The sequence below is a fragment of the Nocardia sputorum genome (assembly GCF_027924405.1).
In the GTDB taxonomy this organism is placed as follows: domain Bacteria; phylum Actinomycetota; class Actinomycetes; order Mycobacteriales; family Mycobacteriaceae; genus Nocardia; species Nocardia sputorum.
Map to the genome: position 1 here is coordinate 609,419 of NZ_AP026978.1, position 16,398 is coordinate 625,816.

16 protein-coding genes are annotated in these 16,398 nt (G+C 71.3%); 6 read left to right on the forward strand and 10 right to left on the reverse strand.

Annotated elements, in window-relative coordinates; genetic code table 11:
• Positions 1 to 4: 4 nt before the first annotated feature.
• From QMG86_RS02590 to pdxR, 4 genes are all read right to left on the reverse strand, one after another.
• Positions 5 to 1,513, reverse strand: a complete 1,509-nt coding sequence (locus QMG86_RS02590) for a carboxylesterase/lipase family protein (RefSeq protein ID WP_281877449.1) — start codon at positions 1,511 to 1,513, stop codon at positions 5 to 7.
• Between the two features lie 13 nt (positions 1,514 to 1,526).
• Positions 1,527 to 2,963, reverse strand: a complete 1,437-nt coding sequence (locus QMG86_RS02595) for a dihydrolipoyl dehydrogenase family protein (RefSeq protein ID WP_281877450.1) — start codon at positions 2,961 to 2,963, stop codon at positions 1,527 to 1,529.
• 8 nt (positions 2,964 to 2,971) lie between these two features.
• Positions 2,972 to 3,217 (reverse strand): DUF2630 family protein, encoded by a 246-nt coding sequence (locus QMG86_RS02600; protein ID WP_281877452.1) that lies wholly within the window; start codon positions 3,215 to 3,217, stop codon positions 2,972 to 2,974.
• 83 nt (positions 3,218 to 3,300) lie between these two features.
• Positions 3,301 to 4,671 (reverse strand): MocR-like pyridoxine biosynthesis transcription factor PdxR, encoded by a 1,371-nt coding sequence (pdxR, locus tag QMG86_RS02605; protein WP_281877453.1) that lies wholly within the window; start codon positions 4,669 to 4,671, stop codon positions 3,301 to 3,303.
• 80 nt (positions 4,672 to 4,751) lie between these two features.
• On the opposite strand from pdxR, the gene QMG86_RS02610 reads away from it, so the two are divergent.
• A complete protein-coding gene (locus QMG86_RS02610; protein WP_281877455.1) occupies positions 4,752 to 5,426 on the forward strand; it encodes a pyridoxamine 5'-phosphate oxidase family protein in 675 nt (224 codons plus the stop codon).
• 231 nt (positions 5,427 to 5,657) lie between these two features.
• Here QMG86_RS02610 and QMG86_RS02615 read toward each other — a convergent pair whose 3' ends face one another.
• From QMG86_RS02615 to QMG86_RS02625, 3 genes are all read right to left on the reverse strand, one after another.
• Positions 5,658 to 6,377: an MspA family porin gene (locus QMG86_RS02615; protein WP_281877456.1), complete on the reverse strand. Its 720-nt coding sequence runs from the start codon at positions 6,375 to 6,377 to the stop codon at positions 5,658 to 5,660.
• Positions 6,378 to 6,816: 439 nt separating this feature from the next.
• Positions 6,817 to 8,058 (reverse strand): hypothetical protein, encoded by a 1,242-nt coding sequence (locus tag QMG86_RS02620; protein WP_281877457.1) that lies wholly within the window; start codon positions 8,056 to 8,058, stop codon positions 6,817 to 6,819.
• A 6-nt stretch (positions 8,059 to 8,064) separates the two neighbouring features.
• Entirely contained in the window at positions 8,065 to 8,838 is a 774-nt protein-coding gene (locus tag QMG86_RS02625; protein ID WP_281877458.1) for a crotonase/enoyl-CoA hydratase family protein, read from the reverse strand.
• 53 nt (positions 8,839 to 8,891) lie between these two features.
• On the opposite strand from QMG86_RS02625, the gene QMG86_RS02630 reads away from it, so the two are divergent.
• Complete coding sequence (locus QMG86_RS02630) at positions 8,892 to 9,542, forward strand: TetR/AcrR family transcriptional regulator (protein ID WP_281877460.1); 651 nt, start codon at positions 8,892 to 8,894, stop codon at positions 9,540 to 9,542.
• Positions 9,529 to 11,148 (forward strand): acyl-CoA dehydrogenase family protein, encoded by a 1,620-nt coding sequence (locus QMG86_RS02635; protein ID WP_281877461.1) that lies wholly within the window; start codon positions 9,529 to 9,531, stop codon positions 11,146 to 11,148. Before QMG86_RS02630 ends, QMG86_RS02635 begins: the two co-directional genes overlap by 14 nt.
• A 95-nt stretch (positions 11,149 to 11,243) precedes the next feature.
• Here the strand turns inward: QMG86_RS02635 and QMG86_RS02640 are convergent, their stop codons facing one another.
• Positions 11,244 to 11,645 carry a nuclear transport factor 2 family protein gene (locus QMG86_RS02640; protein ID WP_281877463.1) on the reverse strand — a complete coding sequence of 134 codons (402 nt, stop codon included), beginning with the start codon at positions 11,643 to 11,645 and terminating at the stop codon, positions 11,244 to 11,246.
• A gap of 71 nt (positions 11,646 to 11,716) precedes the next feature.
• Between QMG86_RS02640 and QMG86_RS02645 the strand changes: the two genes are divergently transcribed.
• Positions 11,717 to 12,643 (forward strand): LysR family transcriptional regulator, encoded by a 927-nt coding sequence (locus tag QMG86_RS02645; RefSeq protein ID WP_281877465.1) that lies wholly within the window; start codon positions 11,717 to 11,719, stop codon positions 12,641 to 12,643.
• Positions 12,644 to 12,735: 92 nt separating this feature from the next.
• Entirely contained in the window at positions 12,736 to 13,437 is a 702-nt protein-coding gene (locus tag QMG86_RS02650; protein WP_281877466.1) for a nucleoside/nucleotide kinase family protein, read from the forward strand.
• Here QMG86_RS02650 and QMG86_RS02655 read toward each other — a convergent pair.
• Together QMG86_RS02655 and QMG86_RS02660 are read right to left on the reverse strand one after the other, a co-directional pair.
• Positions 13,424 to 14,320 carry an RNA polymerase sigma-70 factor gene (locus tag QMG86_RS02655; RefSeq protein ID WP_281877467.1) on the reverse strand — a complete coding sequence of 299 codons (897 nt, stop codon included), beginning with the start codon at positions 14,318 to 14,320 and terminating at the stop codon, positions 13,424 to 13,426. The two genes, QMG86_RS02650 and QMG86_RS02655, sit on opposite strands and share 14 nt — an antisense overlap.
• A gap of 164 nt (positions 14,321 to 14,484) precedes the next feature.
• Positions 14,485 to 15,672, reverse strand: coding sequence for an NAD(P)/FAD-dependent oxidoreductase (locus QMG86_RS02660; protein ID WP_281877469.1), 1,188 nt, complete (start codon positions 15,670 to 15,672; stop codon positions 14,485 to 14,487).
• A 173-nt stretch (positions 15,673 to 15,845) separates the two neighbouring features.
• On the opposite strand from QMG86_RS02660, the gene QMG86_RS02665 reads away from it, so the two are divergent.
• A complete protein-coding gene (locus tag QMG86_RS02665) occupies positions 15,846 to 16,394 on the forward strand; it encodes a potassium channel family protein (RefSeq protein ID WP_281877471.1) in 549 nt (182 codons plus the stop codon).
• Positions 16,395 to 16,398: the final 4 nt, after the last annotated feature.

Here is a 16,398-nt window from a genome sequence, read left to right on the forward strand (position 1 = left end):
CGGCTCAGGTCAGCGTGGGCACCCGCACGCCCTGCCACGCGAGTCGTTTCGCCCGGTCCGGGTCGTGTTCCACGCGCGTGGGGTAGTCGATGATCAGCGTGGATCTGCGGGCCTCGGTATAGGCGGGCCAGGACGGCAGCGGAGCTCCGGTGCGGGCGAAGGCCAGCCAGTTGTCCTGGAACTGATCGGTCACCGCCCGCAGTCCGCGCCTGCCGCCCGCCGCGGTGAAGGCCCGCCCGACCGGAGAGTCGCCGATGCCGAAGACCGGGATGAGATCGGTCGCGTGGGTGGCGCCGAGCCCGGCCAGCTGCAGGGCGCGCGGGGCGAAGTCGTAGCGGTAGGCGTAGGTCGGCGCGTGCCTGCTGTGCCCTTCCATGACGGCGACCGAAGGACGCCAGAACGTGTAGTCGCCGCCCGCCCGCACCGCCGCCTTCGGCTGGGGATAACCGGGATAGGCCGCGGCGATCCGGGACTCGGCCTCGGTGGAGTTCCCGAGTGCCGAGCGCAGCCGGTCGGCGGTGGTGGGCAGTTCGTCGGCGAACCTGGCGAACAGCGTGCCCTCGTCCCGGTTCGTGCCGATGATCAGCGGCACCCGGTGCGCGGAGCCCTCGGCGATCGCGTCGACCGGGGAGAGCGGCAGGAAATCGCCGTCCACGACCGGACAGACCGGGAAGGCGCCCGGCTGTTCGCGCACCACCTGCCCGATGGTGCGATCGACGGCGCGGCGGATGTCGTTGGCGCCCGCGGTGCGCAGCGCGTCGTGCGCGGTGTCCGGTGTGGCGCCCAGCGCGGCGACACAGCGGCGCGCGAAGCCGCGGGCCTCCTCGGCGCTGATCGCCCAGTCGGCCGGCGGGCTCTGTGAAATGGCCCGGTGGAACAGTCCTTTGGCCGCCGGGGTGGCCAGCAGGCCGAGCACCGCGTGCGCGCCTGCCGACTCGCCGAAGATCGTCACGTTGTCCGGGTCGCCGCCGAAGGCCGCGATATTGGTGCGCACCCATTCCAGCGCGGCGAGCTGATCCCGCAATCCGAGGTTCGAGTCGAAGGGGTGCTCGGCGGTGCCGAATTCGCTGAAGTCGACGTAGCCGAACGCGCCCAGCCGGTAGTTCAGCGAAACCACCACCACGTCGCCGCGCACCGCCAGCCGCGCGCCGGAATACAACCCGAGTGCGGAGGTGCCGATGAGGTAGCCGCCGCCGTGGATGAAGACCAGCACGGGACGAGGGTTCGCCGCCGCCGTCGCGGGCGCGGTGACATTCAGTGTCAGCGCGTCCTCGCTGGTCGGCTGATAGGCGCGCGGTCCGATCCGCGCTCCGGAGCGGTGCTGCATCGCCGCGGAGGTGAATTCCGTCGCGGTCCGCACGCCCGACCACGGCCGGACCGGCTGTGGAGCGCGAAATCGCAGGTCCCCGATCGGAGGAGCCGCGTAGGGAATGGACCGCCAGCGCAGGACGCGGCGGCCCCGGCGACCGCGGACGACTCCGTCTGCGGTCGCGATATCCGTTGTTGCCACCATTTTCAAATGGTAGCTATGGGCGCCGCGCCTCCAACAGGCGCAGCCAGAACTCGCTGACCGCCGGGAAGGCTGGCACGGCGTGCCAGAGGGTGGACAGCGGCACCCGGCCGACCACCGCGATGGTCGCCGCGTGCAGTTGCTCGCCCACCTCGGGGCCGACGAACGTGGCCCCGAGCAGCGTGTCGGTGACGCTGTCGACGACCAATTTCGCGTGACCCGCGTAGTCGTCGCGTGACAGCGCCGATCCGGCCACCGCGATGTCCAGTTCGACGGTCTCCACCGTGTGGCCCGCGTCCCTGGCCGCGGCTTCGGTCAGACCCACGGAGGCGACCTCGGGCGCGGTGAACACCACCTGCGGCACCCTGCCGTGATCGGAGCTCGCGACGAAACGCGGGTCGTCCAGCGACCTGCCCTCGGCCCGCGCGGCGATCACGTCGCCGCACACCCGGCCCTGGTACTTGCCCATGTGCGTGAGCGCGGCGCGCCGGTTGAGGTCGCCGACCACGTACAGCCACTCGCCGTCGACATCGCGCGCGGCGAGGTGGTCGTCCACCGCGACGTATCCGCCGGGCAACCCGACGGCGTCGAGGCCGAGCCCGTCGGTGGTGGGTGCGCGTCCGGCCGCCACCACGATCTCGTCCACCTCGAGCGCCGATTCGCCTTCGGGACCGCGCAACCGGACCGTCACCGGACCGCCGTGGATCCAGCCTTCCCCGGTGTCCTTCGCGGCCGGACGATCGACGGCGGTTGGCTCGGTACGGCAGCGCACCCGCACCCCCGCCTCGGTCAAGGCCGCCGCCACCCGCTCGCCCGCGAACGGCTCGGCCGCGGCCAGCAGCGCCGAGCCGCGCACCAGCAGGGTGACCTCGGCCCCGAGCGCGGCCAGCCAGGTCGCGGCCTCGCTCGCCACCACGCCGCCGCCGACGACGGCGACCCGGCGCGGCACCTCGTGCAGATTGGTGGCGTCGCGCGAGGTCCACGGCAGCGCGGCGCGCAGGCCGGGCACGTCCGGGACGTTCGCGGTGGTGCCGGTGGCCAGCACCACGGCATGCCGGGCGCGCAACTGCCGCCCGCCGACCTCGACCGAGCGCACACCGGTCAGGCGGCCGCTGCCGCGCACCACGTCGATGCGGTTGCTCCGCGCCCAGTCGGCTTGCGACGAATCGTCGTGGTCGTGCACGAAGGCGTCGCGCCGCCGCAGCACCGCCTCGACATCGAGACCGGTGGCCGCGATACCCGGCATCGCCCGCGCGGCCGCCAGGACGTGGCCCGGCCGCAACAGCGCTTTGCTCGGAATGCACGCCCAATAGGAGCATTCGCCGCCGACGAGTTCACGCTCGACGATGGCGGCCGTGCGGTCGCTGCCCGCGACGGCGTAGGCGGCGGCGTTCTCGCCCGCAGGGCCGCCACCGATCACGATGACGTCGTAGTCGGCTGCTGTGCTCGACATCGCCGCGCCTACTGCAGGTATCCCTCGACCTGCGAAACCGTATTCGCCCGGACGTTGTCCGGCGACTCACCCTGGTCGATCCGCGCCCGCCGATGGCGGAGCAGGTCCCAGGCCTGGTCCAACATGACTTCGAGTTCGGCGAGGCGCTGGCGCTCGGTCTTCGGGTCCAACTCGCCGTGGGTGGCTTGCGAGCGCAGCTGGTGCTCCTGGTCGACCAGTTCCTTGATGCGCGCCAAGATGTCCTGTTCGCTCATGCTCCATCCTTTCCGGCGTGAGCGGACCTTGCATGGTCACGCTGCGCTGCCGTTTCCCGGCCTGGCCTCTGACATCGACCATGCTACGGCCGAGCGAGGCACTCGGCGGCTCTCGGTACGGCCACGGCGAGCTCCGGCCAGGGCAGTGCCGTGTAGCCGAGCGCGACGCCGAAGTGCTCCCGGCGCGCTCCGAGGTAGTACCTGGCCAGCCCGTCGAGCGCCACGCCCCGCACGGTTCCCGCCGCCACCACGCGCCGCTCGGCCTCGGCCGATGCCACCGGCACGACGACGTGCGAACCCGCGTCGTCGCCGAGCACCCCGAGTCCGCGGCGGCGCAATTCGGTCACCACCAGCGCCCGGCGCGGCGGCAGCGCGCGGCGCAGCCTGCGCAGGTGCCTGGCCAGATCACCGTGCGCGGCGAAGGCGACCAGCACGCGCTGACCCGCCGGGCTCGGGCCGGTGCCGGTGCGTTCCCGGTGGGCGAGCACCGCGGCGGCGATCTCCGGCGCGGCGAGCAGCCAGCCGACGCCGAGGCTGGGGGACAGGATCTTGCTCGTCGTGCCCAAGTGGACGACCACGTCGGGAGCCATGGTGGCCAGCAGCGGCAGCGGCGCGGTGTCGTAGCGCAATTCACCGTCGTAGTCGTCTTCGATGACGAAGATCCCGGACCGGCGCGCATGCTCGACGAGTTCGACCCGTCGCGCCGCGGGCATCCGCGCACCGAGCGGGAACTGGTGTGCCGGAGTGCAATACACCGCTTTGATCCGGGACGGCAGCAGATCGACGCGTAAGCCGTGCGCGTCCACGGGCACCGGAACGACCTCGAGGCCGGCCGCCGCGAAGGCGCCCGCGGCGCGCTGATAGCCCGGGTCCTCCATAGCGACGGCGTCGCCCGGCCGCAGCAGCGCCGCGGCCAGCTCGCTCACGGCGGAACTGGTTCCGGCGGTGGCGAGCAGCACGGTGTCGCTACCCGCGCCGATCCCGCGGTGGCGCAGCAGGTGTTCGGTGACCGCCGCGCGGAACTCCGGTTCGCCCGCGCGGTCCTTGCGCACGAGCGGGGAGTGATCCGCCGCGGCGCGCCAGGCGCGGCGCCACGCGGCCGGGTCGATGGCGTCGGTGCACGGCGCCCCCGGGGCCAGGTCGAACAGCCGCGGTGTGGCGTCCGTATCGGGCACGGAGTCGGTGCGCTCGGGCGTGGCGGCCGGTGCGGTCGTCAAGTAGGTACCGGACCCGCGTCTGCCGCTGATCCAGCCTTCCGCGTGCAGCTGGTCGTAGGCGGCCGCGACCACGGTGCGGCTCACGCCGAGCCGCCCGGCCAGCGCGCGAGTGGACGGCAGCCGATCGCCGCCGCGCAGCGGCCCGCCGGTCGCGGCGCGGCGCAGCTGGTCGGCGATCTGTACCGACAACGGTTGCGCCAGCTCGCGATCGAGGTCGAGGGGAAGGTCCTCGAGCATGGGTTCCTCGCAAAGTGGACTGCTGGAAATAGTCTGAATTGGCGCTTTGATAATGCCACTCCCGGCCGGATGCTGGGTGCATGACCGAAACCGCGCGCCCACGCACTCCGCTCTCGCCCACGCCGCGCAGCACGCCGACCCGGCTGACCGACCGCGCCCGGACCGACCGCGCCGACTTGGACGCGGTGCTCGACGCCGGGCTGATCTGCCACCTCGGGGTGCTGCTCGGCGGTACGCCGGTCGTGCTGCCCACCGCCTACGGCCGCGACGGCGACACGCTCTACCTGCACGGCTCCACCGGCGCGGGGAACATGCGCGCGGCCGTCGCCGCCGACATCTCCGTGGCGGTGACCATGGTCGACGGCGTGGTCTACGCGCGTTCGGCCATGCATTTCTCGATGAACTACCGCTCCGCGGTCGTGCTCGGACGGGCTCGCGAGGTGACCGATCACGACGAGCGTCTGCACGGGCTGCGCGTGATCGTCGAACACGCGGCGCCCGGCGCGTGGTCTCGCGTGCGGCCCCCGACCAAGAAGGAACTCGCCGCCACGAAAGTGCTCGCCCTCGACCTCACCGAGGCCTCGGTGAAGGTCCGCACCGGCGGCCCGAAGGACGACCCGTCGGACATCGACAACGGGGGCGTGTGGGCGGGTGTCCTCCCGCTGCGCCAGACCTGGGACGCCCCGATCGATTCCGCGGACCTGGACCCCGGCGTTCGGGTTCCCTCGGATGTCCTGGAGCGCGCGGCCGGGTGATCCGGCGCGCGTAGCTCGCACGGCCATCGGCCTTTTCGCATAAGCGGATGCGGGAAACCCTCGCCGGCACCGGGACCCCAGCGGATCGCCGGGCGCGCGGGCGCGTTCGACACCGTCGACGGTGACTGTCGGCCGCGCCCGGGCGAGTGCCGCCGTGCCGGCGCGGTGGATCTCGGACGCACAGTTCGATCGGCGTCTGTGCGCGCTGCTGGATTGGTGCGGTGCGGTGGCTCAGAACCAGAACGCTGTGCCGTAACCCGTCGTTTGCGCTGTGGCCCTTCTGGAATCGGCCCGTACGGTGACAAACGGCATGGCGGAGGCCGGTGAAAGGCAGCCGCTGATATTCAACGGGGTATTGGAGTGCGCGAAGGTGTAAGGGAATTCGGAATCCCCGTCGATTTCCGCCGCGCCGATCACCGCCGCCGTGACCGAACCGGGCGCCAGATTCACCGCGAGTTCGGCGGCGAGGCCCGCCTCGACCTCGAAGCTGGGCTGGATGGCGACGGCGGCGCCGACGCTGACGCTCGGCGGCGCCATCAGTTGCAGAGAGGGCATCATCGTGTGCTGATCGGGCATGTTCATCTCCACGGAGGGCGCATCGAAGGTGAGGGAGCCCTCCAGGCCGAAGGAGGGCGCGATCCCGACGCCGGCACCGACACTCGGTGAGATACCGATCGAGATGCCGTTGGCGATGTCGACCGCGCAGCCGATCAGATATCCGACGGCGATTTCTCCGCCGCGCAGCGCCGTGGGGCCGTCGAGACTCACCGAGAAGTCGCCGGACATCTTCACCGCGTGCACGAATGGAACTCCCGGTGCGATGTCACCGCCGGCGGGCACGACATTGTTGGCGTTCACCGAAGCGATCAGATGAAGTCCGCCGGCGTCGATCTCTCCTGGCGCGGCGCCCGCCACGGAATCAGAAACAGCGAAAGCGCCGGTGGCGGCCACAACCACCGCTACGATCGCGGCGAGAGTACGCGAATGCTTTCGGTTCATCATGCTCCAGTCGAGTATCGATGGAATCGGAACTTCATGCGCGAAAGGGCGGCACGGCAAATGGGTCGTCGCGGCCCCCACTCGGCCTACGCCGCAGACTTTATCGGGCGGTGCGGCCGACGGCGGTGATCACGCCGACACGGCGAGTCGGCCGACCCGACCGATCGCGGTCGTCGTCGGCATTCGCGCGAACGCCGGTGTCCGGCGAGCGAAACCATCCGATTTCATACCAGGTCGCCGAAACTCCCCGGGGTTCGCCGAAATATTGCGCGTGTCGTCGAATTCGCCGCGCGGAGACCCGTGAGCCAGGGTGCGCGCCCGTGGATATGCCCGCGGCTCGTTGGGCGCGCCCGTGCCGACGACCGCGGCTCCGCGCGTCAGCCCGCGGGAATCACCACGCGTCGGCGTGCAAGCCCGCGCAGTGCGCCGCGCGCAGCGCGAGTTCGCGCAACGCACCGGCCGACGCGATCCGCGCCGGGTCCAGGCCGACCAGGCTCAGCACATAGTCGTCGCCGATGCGGCAGAGGTAGCCCGAGAGACGGGTGCGGGGCAGTCGCGCGGTGGCCAGGCCGGGATGGATGGCGCGGGCCGCGACGCCGGTGCAGCGGTGCGGGCCGAGCCGGAGCAGCGAGGCGGGGAGCGTTCCGATGTTGGAGCACAGGATGTCCCGTTCGCCCGCGCCCTCGGACAGCGCGTAGGCCCAGCGGTCCGGAATCACTTGGAGGAGTTCTTCGGGCATGCCGCTCGGTGCGGACATGCGGTGCTCGTAGGCGGAACGGGCCAGTGCGCGGATCGTCGCCGGGGTGTCGGCGCGGGTGATCGCGATGCGCGTCATGGCGAGGTCGTTGTCGACCCGGGGTTCGTCGCGGGTGTCGACGGGCAGGCTGGCTTCGATCGTGTCGCCGGGAAATCCGCTGTCCCAGAGCATGGTCGCGACGAGGTGGATGAACAGGCTGTTCGCCGTGCCGCCGTCACGCGCCGCCACGCGGTCCCACTCGGCGGCCGAGCACTGCAGGATCGCGCTGTGCGTCGCGTTGCCCGCCCCGCGCGGCTGCTCGTCGCGGCGCGGCGCGGCGGGTTGCCGCGGTATCCCGTGCCGTAGCGCAGCCGCGGTGCCGCGCAGGACGATCGACCACTGGCGCCGGGCGTCGGCCCAATCCGAGTCGCGCGCCGTCGTATCCGGCGGGCACACCCGAGCGCCGCCCAGCGCGTCGTTCACCGCGAGCACGAGGGCCCGCCCGTCGGCCAGCACATGCGAGCAGGTGAGCGAGACGACCGAACCGCCGTCGTTCAGGGTCGCGGTCGACAGCCGCCACCCGGGGCCGTATTCCGGATCGAGCCCGGCGCCTTGCGCGTCGGCCCAGTCGAGCAGCTCCGCGACCGGAAGAACGTCCTCGGTGCGCTCGATCGGATACGCGCGGACATTCGGCCGCCAGGCCCGGCGAGCCCCCGGCACTCGCGCGCGAACGACCCTGCGTCCCAATGGTCCAGCGCGTAAGGCGGCGTGCACCCGTTCCAGTAGTGCGTGGTCCACCTGACCGGCCGTGCGCCACAGCCCTTGCAGCGCGATCGGTGTGCCGAGCCCGCGGTGGCTGCGCAGAAAGATCTCGTCGACGACGCTCAGGCGGCCCATCGGGGCTCAGGAGTTCGCGCCGTGCCGGCCCGCGCCCGCCGCGAAACGCTGCGCGCCGTCCAGCGCGCCGTCGGCCAGCGCGGTCAGCCCGTGGCGGAACTCGTTGCGCAGCGCGGACTCCTCGGTCATCCCCTCCTGCTCCAGCAGCGACATCCGGTCCGAGCGCAGGCAGGTCTGCGGCAGCGCGGCCAGTTCCGCGGCCAGCGCCTCGGCGGCCCGGCGAGCTTCGCCGGTGGGCACCACGCGATTGACCAAACCCATCTGCAACGCCTCATCGGCGCCGACCGCACGTCCGGTGAGCACCAGATCCATGGCGCGGCCGGTGCCGACGATCCGCGGCAGCCGGATGGTGCCGCCGTCGATCAGCGGCACGCCCCAGCGGCGGCAGAAGACGCCGAAGGTGCTGTCCTGCTCGGCGACCCGCAGATCGCACCACAGCGCGAGCTCGAGCCCGCCCGCCACCGCGAAGCCGGAGACCGCCGCGATCACCGGCTTGGACAGCCGCATCCGGGTCGGTCCCATCGGGCCGTCGCCGTCCTCGGCGGCTCGGTTGGAGCGCTCGGTGCCGAGCGCCTTGAGGTCGGCGCCCGCGCAGAACGTGCCGCCGTCGCCCCACAGCACCGCGACCGCGGCCTCGGGGTCGGCGTCGAACTCACGGAAGGCGTCGGCGAGCGCGGCGGCGGTCGGTCCGTCCACCGCGTTGCGCGCTTCGGGCCGGTGCAGGATCACGGTGGTCACGGGGCCGCTGCGTTCGATCAGTACGGTCACGCGCTTGACCATACGCCGTAAAAGCACCCTTGTGTGAAGAAATGAATTCGTGCTTCACTTCTTGGGTGGCCTACCGCAGAACCCCCGCCGTGCAGGCCCGCCTGGACGCCCAGGCGGGGCTGATCGTGCAGGCCGCCACCAAGGTGCTGTCCCGTGGCGGGTACGCGGCGCTGTCCATGGCGGCGGTCGCGACCGAGGCGGGCGTGGCCACCGGCACCGTCTACAAGAGCTTCGACGGCAAGTCCGCTCTGGTCCGCGCGGTGTTCCGGAAAGTGGTCGCCCGCGAGGTCGCGGCCGTGGCGGCGGCGGGCGCGCGCGGCACGGCCGTCGAACGGGTCACCGCGGCGGTGGAGACCTTCGCGGGCCGTGCGCTGAAGAACCCGAACCTGGCCTACGTGCTGCTCGCCGAACCGGTCGACGCGGCCGTGGACAACGAACGCCTGCGTTTCCGGCGGGCGTTCGCCGAAACCTTCGAATCGGCGGTGGCCGAAGGCATCGCGCGGGGGGAACTCCCGCCGCAGGACCCGAGGATCAGCGCCGCCGCGCTGGTCGGCGCGATCGGCGAGGTGCTGGTCGGCCCGCTCGCGGACGCGCCACACGGCGAATCCGTCGTCCCCGAGATCACCGCTTTCGCGATCCGCGCGCTGGGCGTGCGCGGCGACCCGGGCGCGGGTGGCGCCCGGCTGGAACCAGGAGTGTCAGATGCAGACGCATGAAGTCTTCAACCAGGTGCCCGATATCGTGCCCTTCGACGTCTCGCGCAATCCGGCGCTGCTCGACGGCCTGCATCGCGAGGGCGCGGGCTGGGCCGAAGCCGAGGTGCGGGAGCTGGGCGCGCTCGCGGGCGGCGCGCAGGCGCAGGAGTGGGGGCGGCTGGCCAACGACTACCCGCCGGTGCTGCGCACGCACGACCGCTACGGCCACCGCATCGATGAGGTCGAGTTCCACCCGCACTGGCACGATCTGATGCGCGTCGCCGTCGAGCACGGCTTGCACGGCGCGCCGTGGCTGGACGACCGCCCCGGCGCGCACGTGGCGCGGGCGGCGAAGTTCTACACCTGGGGCGTCGCCGACGCGGGCCACATGTGCCCCATCTCGATGACCTACGCGGTGGTCCCCGCGCTACGGCACAACAAGGAACTCGCGGCGAGATACGAACCGCTGCTCGGCTCCCGCGTCTACGACTACGGGTTGCGGGAGCCGTCCACGAAGGCCGGGCTCATCGCGGGCATGTCGATGACCGAGAAGCAGGGCGGCTCGGACGTGCGCGCCAACACCACCACCGCTACGCCGCAGCCGGACGGGTCGTACCGGATCGTCGGGCACAAGTGGTTCACCTCCGCGCCGATGTCGGACATGTTCCTCACCCTGGCGCAGGCGCCCGGCGGCCTGTCCTGCTTCCTGCTGCCCCGGGTGCTGCCCGACGGCGCCCGCAACCCGATCCGCATCCAGCGGCTCAAGGACAAGCTGGGCAACAAGTCCAACGCCTCGTCGGAGATCGAGTACGAGAACGCGACGGGCTGGCTGGTCGGCGCGGAGGGCGCGGGCGTCAAGACCATCATCGAGATGGTGAACATGACCAGGTTGGACTGCGTGATCGGCTCCGCCACCGGCATCCGAGCGGGTGCGGTCTACGCGGTGCACCACGCGCGGCACCGGAAGGCGTTCGGCGCCACGCTCGTCGACCAGCCCGCCATGCGCAACGTGCTCGCCGATCTGGTGATCGAGTCCGACGCCGCGACCACCGTGATGATGCGGCTGGCCGGGGCCACCGACCGGGCCGGTCGGGATCCGGCCGAGGCCGCGCTGCGGCGTATCGCCCTGGCGGTCACCAAGTACTGGGTGTGCAAGCGGGCGCCCGCGCACGCGGCCGAGGCGCTGGAGTGCCTGGGCGGCAACGGATACGCGGAGGAATCCGGGATGCCACGGCTGTACCGGGAGGCGCCGCTGATGTCGATCTGGGAGGGATCGGGCAACGTCGCCGCGCTGGACGCGTTGCGGGCCATGGGTCGTCAGCCGGAGACGGTCGAGGCGTACTTCAACGAGGTGTCGCTCGCGAAGGGCGAGAACCCGCGGCTGGACGACGCCATCGCACGGGTCGGCAAGGAATTGTCCGATCTGAACGACATCGAATACCGCGCACGGCGGGTCGTCGAGCTGATGGCGCTCGTGCTGCAAGGCGCGCAGCTGGTTCGCCACGGCCATCCCGCCGTCGCCGACGCCTTCTGCGCCACACGGCTCGGCGACGACTGGGGCATCGCGTTCGGCACGCTGCCCACCGGTGTCGACACGGGAGCGATCATCGAGCGCGCGTTCGTCTGAGTGCGTTGCGCCCCTGTGGACCCGTTCGGGTGCACAGGGGCCGAGACTCCCGGCGTTCCTGTCCAGGGGGCTGACGCCCACTCGCGTATTCGGTGTCAGGCGGGCGGGGTGAGTACGCGTTCGACCAACGCCGTATCGCAGTACTCGACCACTTCGCGCAACTTCCCGTCGGCGACGCGGAAGACGAAGCAGTAGGTCTGGTCGTAGGTCTCCCCGCGTGTGGTCACGGCCTCCGCGCGGGCCTGCACGATCACGCGGTCGTCCGCGGCGACGATCGTCTCCGCGGCGCTGCGGTATTCGGTGAACTGCTGCATCAACGGTCGCAAGAGTTGTTCCAGCACAACATCTTTCGGCTCCCAGGTGCCGCTCCAGGACCAGTCGCCGGGGAAGACCCAGCGGAAATCGTCGGCCATGGCGTCGCTCAGCGCGCGGGTGTTGCCGAGCGACATCTGCTCGAAGACGTCGGTGAGCAGCTTCTTGTTCTCCATCGCGGTCATGACGACGACGCTAGGGTCACCGAATGCATGCGACAAGCGACTATCTCGCATATCTGGTATGAGCAATACGCATGGAAGAATTCACCGTGGCCGGTCTCCGCGTGGTACGGGAGGCCGCCGCCTGCGGCTCGTTCTCCACCGCGGCGGAGCGCCTCGGCTACACCCAGTCCGCGGTGTCCAGACAGATCGCGCTCATGGAACGGGCTGCGGGTCGCGCTCTGTTCGAGCGGCACGCCCGCGGCGTGCGGCCCACCGAGGCGGGACGCGTCGTGCTGCGCCATGCGGAGGTGATCCTCGGCGAACTGGACCAGGCCCGGCAGGACATCCATCAGCTCGCGGCGCGCCCGCCGGGCCGCTTGTGCGTCGGCGCGTTCTCCACCGCCATGGCCGCCTTGGTGCCCCGGGCCATCGCCGCGACGGCCGCCCGCGACCGGCAGGTGCGCGTCTCGCTGCGGGAGGGACTCAGCCCCAGGCTGCTCACTGCCGTCGCACGGGGACGCCTCGACCTCGCCGTAGTGACCGCCCCGGACACCCCGCCCGCCGGAGTCGAACTCGAGCCACTGGTCGACGACCCGTTGCTCGTCGCGGTCGCCGCCACACACCCGCTCGCGGGCGCGGTCAGCGCGACGCCCGGACAACTGCGCGACGAACGATGGATCGCGGGCAGCCAGGACGCGTCCGCGACCCTGCTCGGCGCATGGCGTGACCCCGGCTGGGAGCCGGACATCGCGTTCGTCGCACGCGACTGGTTCGCCAAACTCGGCCTGGTCGCGGCCGGACAGGGGAGCACGGTGGTGCCCGGCATCGCCGTCCCCGTCCTGCCGCCCACTATCGCACTGCTACGGATCGATCACCCGTCCGCGGTCCGGCGAACAGTCATCGCCCATCGCGGCGACCGCGGCACCGCCGAAGCGCGTGCCGAGTTCGCCGAAGCACTGCGCGACCAGGCGGCAGAATTGTCCGCCCACGTGCGCCAACGCCTTCGGGCCGGTGCGTGACAGCCCGCGCGCCGACCGGTCACCCTGTGGACGAGTGTGGATATCTTCGCGGGGTCGGTGCCCGACGGGAAGGCGCAGGTAGTGTGGCGGCGGTGGCAGGGGAGTTCGTCGAGAGACCATTGAGCCGGCTGGTCCGGCGGCTGCGGGACGGGGCCGCGCGGGGACGGTTCCTGCTCGGCATCGCGGGGCCGCCGGGCGCGGGCAAGTCGACATTGTCGGTGGCGTTGCGCGACGCGATCAACGCCGCGGCGGGCGACGTGATCGCCGAGATCGCTCCCATGGACGGATTTCACCTGAGCAACGAGGTCTTGCGGGCCACCGAAAGCCTTGCGCGCAAGGGCGAGCCGGACACGTTCGACGTCGACGGTTACATCGCGGCGCTGCGCCGCCTGCGCACCACACCGGTGGGCGAGCCGGTGCCGTGGCCCACGTTCGACCGGTCCGTCGATGCCCCGGTGCCGGGCGGGGTGGTCTTCGACCGGCATTCCATCGTCCTCACCGAGGGAAACTACCTGCTGCTCGACGACTTCGGAACGCGGCGGTGGTCGGTGGTCCGCACCCTCCTGGACGAATGCTGGTACCTGGACGCCGCGCGGGAGACGATCGAGGATCGCCTGCTGGACAGGCATCTTCGCGGTGGGCGTACGCCCGCGGCGGCGCGCGACAAGGTGCACCGCAGTGACTTGCCGAACGCTGATCTCGTCGCCACCACCAAGGAGCGCGCCGACCTCGTGCTGCGCGAGCATGCGGGCAGCTACACGGTGGTTGCCCCGCCGCCGCTCAGCGCCGGGTGAGAACGGTCTCGGATCCGACGCGAGTCAGCTTCTCCGGATTGCGGACGTAGTAGAGACCGGCGATGCGGCCGTTCTCGACACGGGCCGCCATCACGCCGTCGAGTTCACCGTCCAGGCTGAACAGGAGCGCGGGATTGCCGTTGACCACGCTGGGACCGATGGTGAGCGTGGCCGCGGTCCTGCCCAGACCGCCCGTGACGAAGCGAACCACCCGGTTCGCGCCGACGATCGGCCGCAGCGCCGCCTGCTTGACTCCGCCGCCGTCGCTGACGACGACCACATCGGGAGCGAGCACGTCCAGCAGGCCCTGCAGGTCCCTGGTCTCCAGCGCCCGCTGGAACGACTCCAGGACCGCCCGGGTCTCCTGCACGGAGACCACCGACCGCGGACGACGGGCGTCCACGTGTTTGCGGGCGCGGTGGGCGATCTGGCGCACGGCCGCCGGGGTCTTGTCCACGGCGGCCGCGATCTCCTCGTAGCCGATGCCGAACGCCTCGCGCAGCACGAAGACGGCGCGCTCGGTCGGCGACAGCGTCTCGAGCACGAGCATCAGCGCCATCGACATGCTCTCGGCCAGTTCCACATCCTCGGCCACGTCCGGCGTGGTGAGCAGCGGCTCGGGCAGCCAGGGGCCGACGTACGCCTCCTTGCGCCGCCGCATCGTGCGCAGCCGGTTGAGCGACTGCCTGGTCGTGATCCGGACCAGATACGCGCGCTCGTCGCGCACCTGGTCGGAGTCGACCTCGACCCACCGCAGCCAGGTCTCCTGCAGGACGTCCTCGGCGTCGGCCGCGGACCCCAGCATCTCGTAGGCGACGGTGAACAGCAGGTTTCGGTGCGCGACGAAAGCCTCGGTCGCCGGGTCGGTGGCATGGCCGCTCATCGTCCGGCCCTCTCCGGGCCGGCCGGGCACGGTTGCCGTCCGCCTGCACGCGTCGCATCCACCGGCAAGGTCCCTTTCGTTGCGAGTCATTCCATCCGATCCACCGGATCGGCGCGGTCGAGCGTAGGACACCGCCCGGCGCAGGACGGTGGTGCATGACCCGTTCAGGTGGAGGCCAGCGCGTCGCCGCGCTCGGCTTCCAGCAGCCGCCCGCGCTTGTCGTTCTCGAATCCCCAAGTGAAAGAACCCGGTTCACGCGCCTCGTCCGCCAATTCCTTGACAACGTTCCGGCAGGCGAACTCCTTGATCTTCGCCGCGAGCCTGCCGCCGAGGTAGAACCGGTTCGCGATGTCGTCCCGGGAGGCGAACTGTACGGTGGCGGCGCGCCGGCCCAGGCCGATGCACTGGCCGAAGTAACCCACGTCGATGGCCCCGGGCCGGGCTCCCGCGATCCGGGCCAGCACCGTGTCGGCAGCGTGCGCGCCGAGCGGGCGCGCGGTCTGGCAGCTCATCCGCAACGGCAGGTCCGACGGCGCCGCCGAATCCCCGGCGGCGACGATGCGCTCGTCGTCCACGCTCGTCAACGTCTCGTCGGTGCGCAGGCGGCCCGTGACGTCGGTGCTCAGTCCACTGCGCGCGGCAAGATCCGGCACGCCGAATCCGGCGGTCCAGATGGTCACCGCGCTCGACAGTGTGTGGCCGCCGCTGAGCCGCACGGTCTCGCGGGTCACCGACGTCACCCTCGACTCGGGACCTTCGAGCACGGTCACACCGAGTTTCGCCAGCCGCTTGGCCACCGAGCGCCGACCCCTGGGATGCAGATACGGGCCGAGCGCGCCGCCGCACAGCAACGTCACCCGGCGGCCTTGCTCCGCCAGCTCGGCGGCCGTCTCCATGCCCGTGGCACCGGCTCCCACGACCGTCAGCGAGGCGGTCGCGGGCGTGGCGTCGAGCACCGGCCGCAGCCGCTGGGCCTCCTCCAGGGTGGTGATCGGGTAGGCGAACTCGGCCGCTCCGGGCACACTCGGGTCGGCGCTGCCACTGCCCACCGCGTAGATCAGGAAGTCGTAGCCGACCGGGCCGCCGGACGCCAACCACACGCGACGCTCGGCCGCGTCGATCCGGATCGCGGTGTCGACCACCAGCCGGACGCGTTCGGCCAAGACCTCCCCGTAGTCGACCATCGCCTCGTGCGACCCGCCCACCAGTTGGTGCAGGCGAATCCGCTCGACGAAACGCGGCCGCGGGTTGACCAGGGTGACTGTCACGTCGTCCCGCCGCGTCAGGCGATTGGCTGCCATGACGCCGGCGTATCCGCCGCCGACCACGACCACCTCGGTGTTGCCAGTCATGGTGTCTCCTTCGCTTCGAGGGTTCGAGCACAAGACACCGGGTGCGCGATCGGCGTGACGTCATGTGATAGGGATCACTTGGCGGGCGTTGGATCCACGACATTCGAAGGCGACCTCGCGTCCTCCGGCGCGTGCCCCGGCTCAGGTGCTCTACCTGGGCCGATGATGAGGGGATGACGGAGAATCGCGCAGTCGGCAGATTTTCGCGGGCCCTGCACAATTTGCTGGCCGTGGTGTGCGCTCTGCTCTTCTATTACTTCTTGCCGCTGGAGGCGGTGTCTTTCGATCGACTGTCCGGCGTGCCGGCGTTGCTCGCGTTCGTCGTCGGCGTCGCCGGGCTGATCTGGCTGGCCCGGTGGCGCATCCGGCGGTACGTCAGGGATCCCCGCGCGACCGTCGGACGGATCAACGACGTGCTGCTGGTGGTCTGCGTCGTCGTGACGTTCTTCGCCCTCTACTACTACGTGCTGGAACTGCGCGCCCCCGGTCAGTTCGAGGGCCTGCACACGCGGACCGACGCGCTCTACTACACGATGGTCACGCTGGGCACGATCGGCTACGGCGACGTGCACGCGGTCGGTACCGCCGCGAAAGTGGCCACCATGGTGCAGGTCGCTTTCGACCTCGGCGTCATCGGCATCCTGATCGCGATCTCGACCTCGCACATCATTCAGCAGTTGGACGAAGCTCAACGCAACCGCCCGGCCGGCGGCGCCGACTGACGCC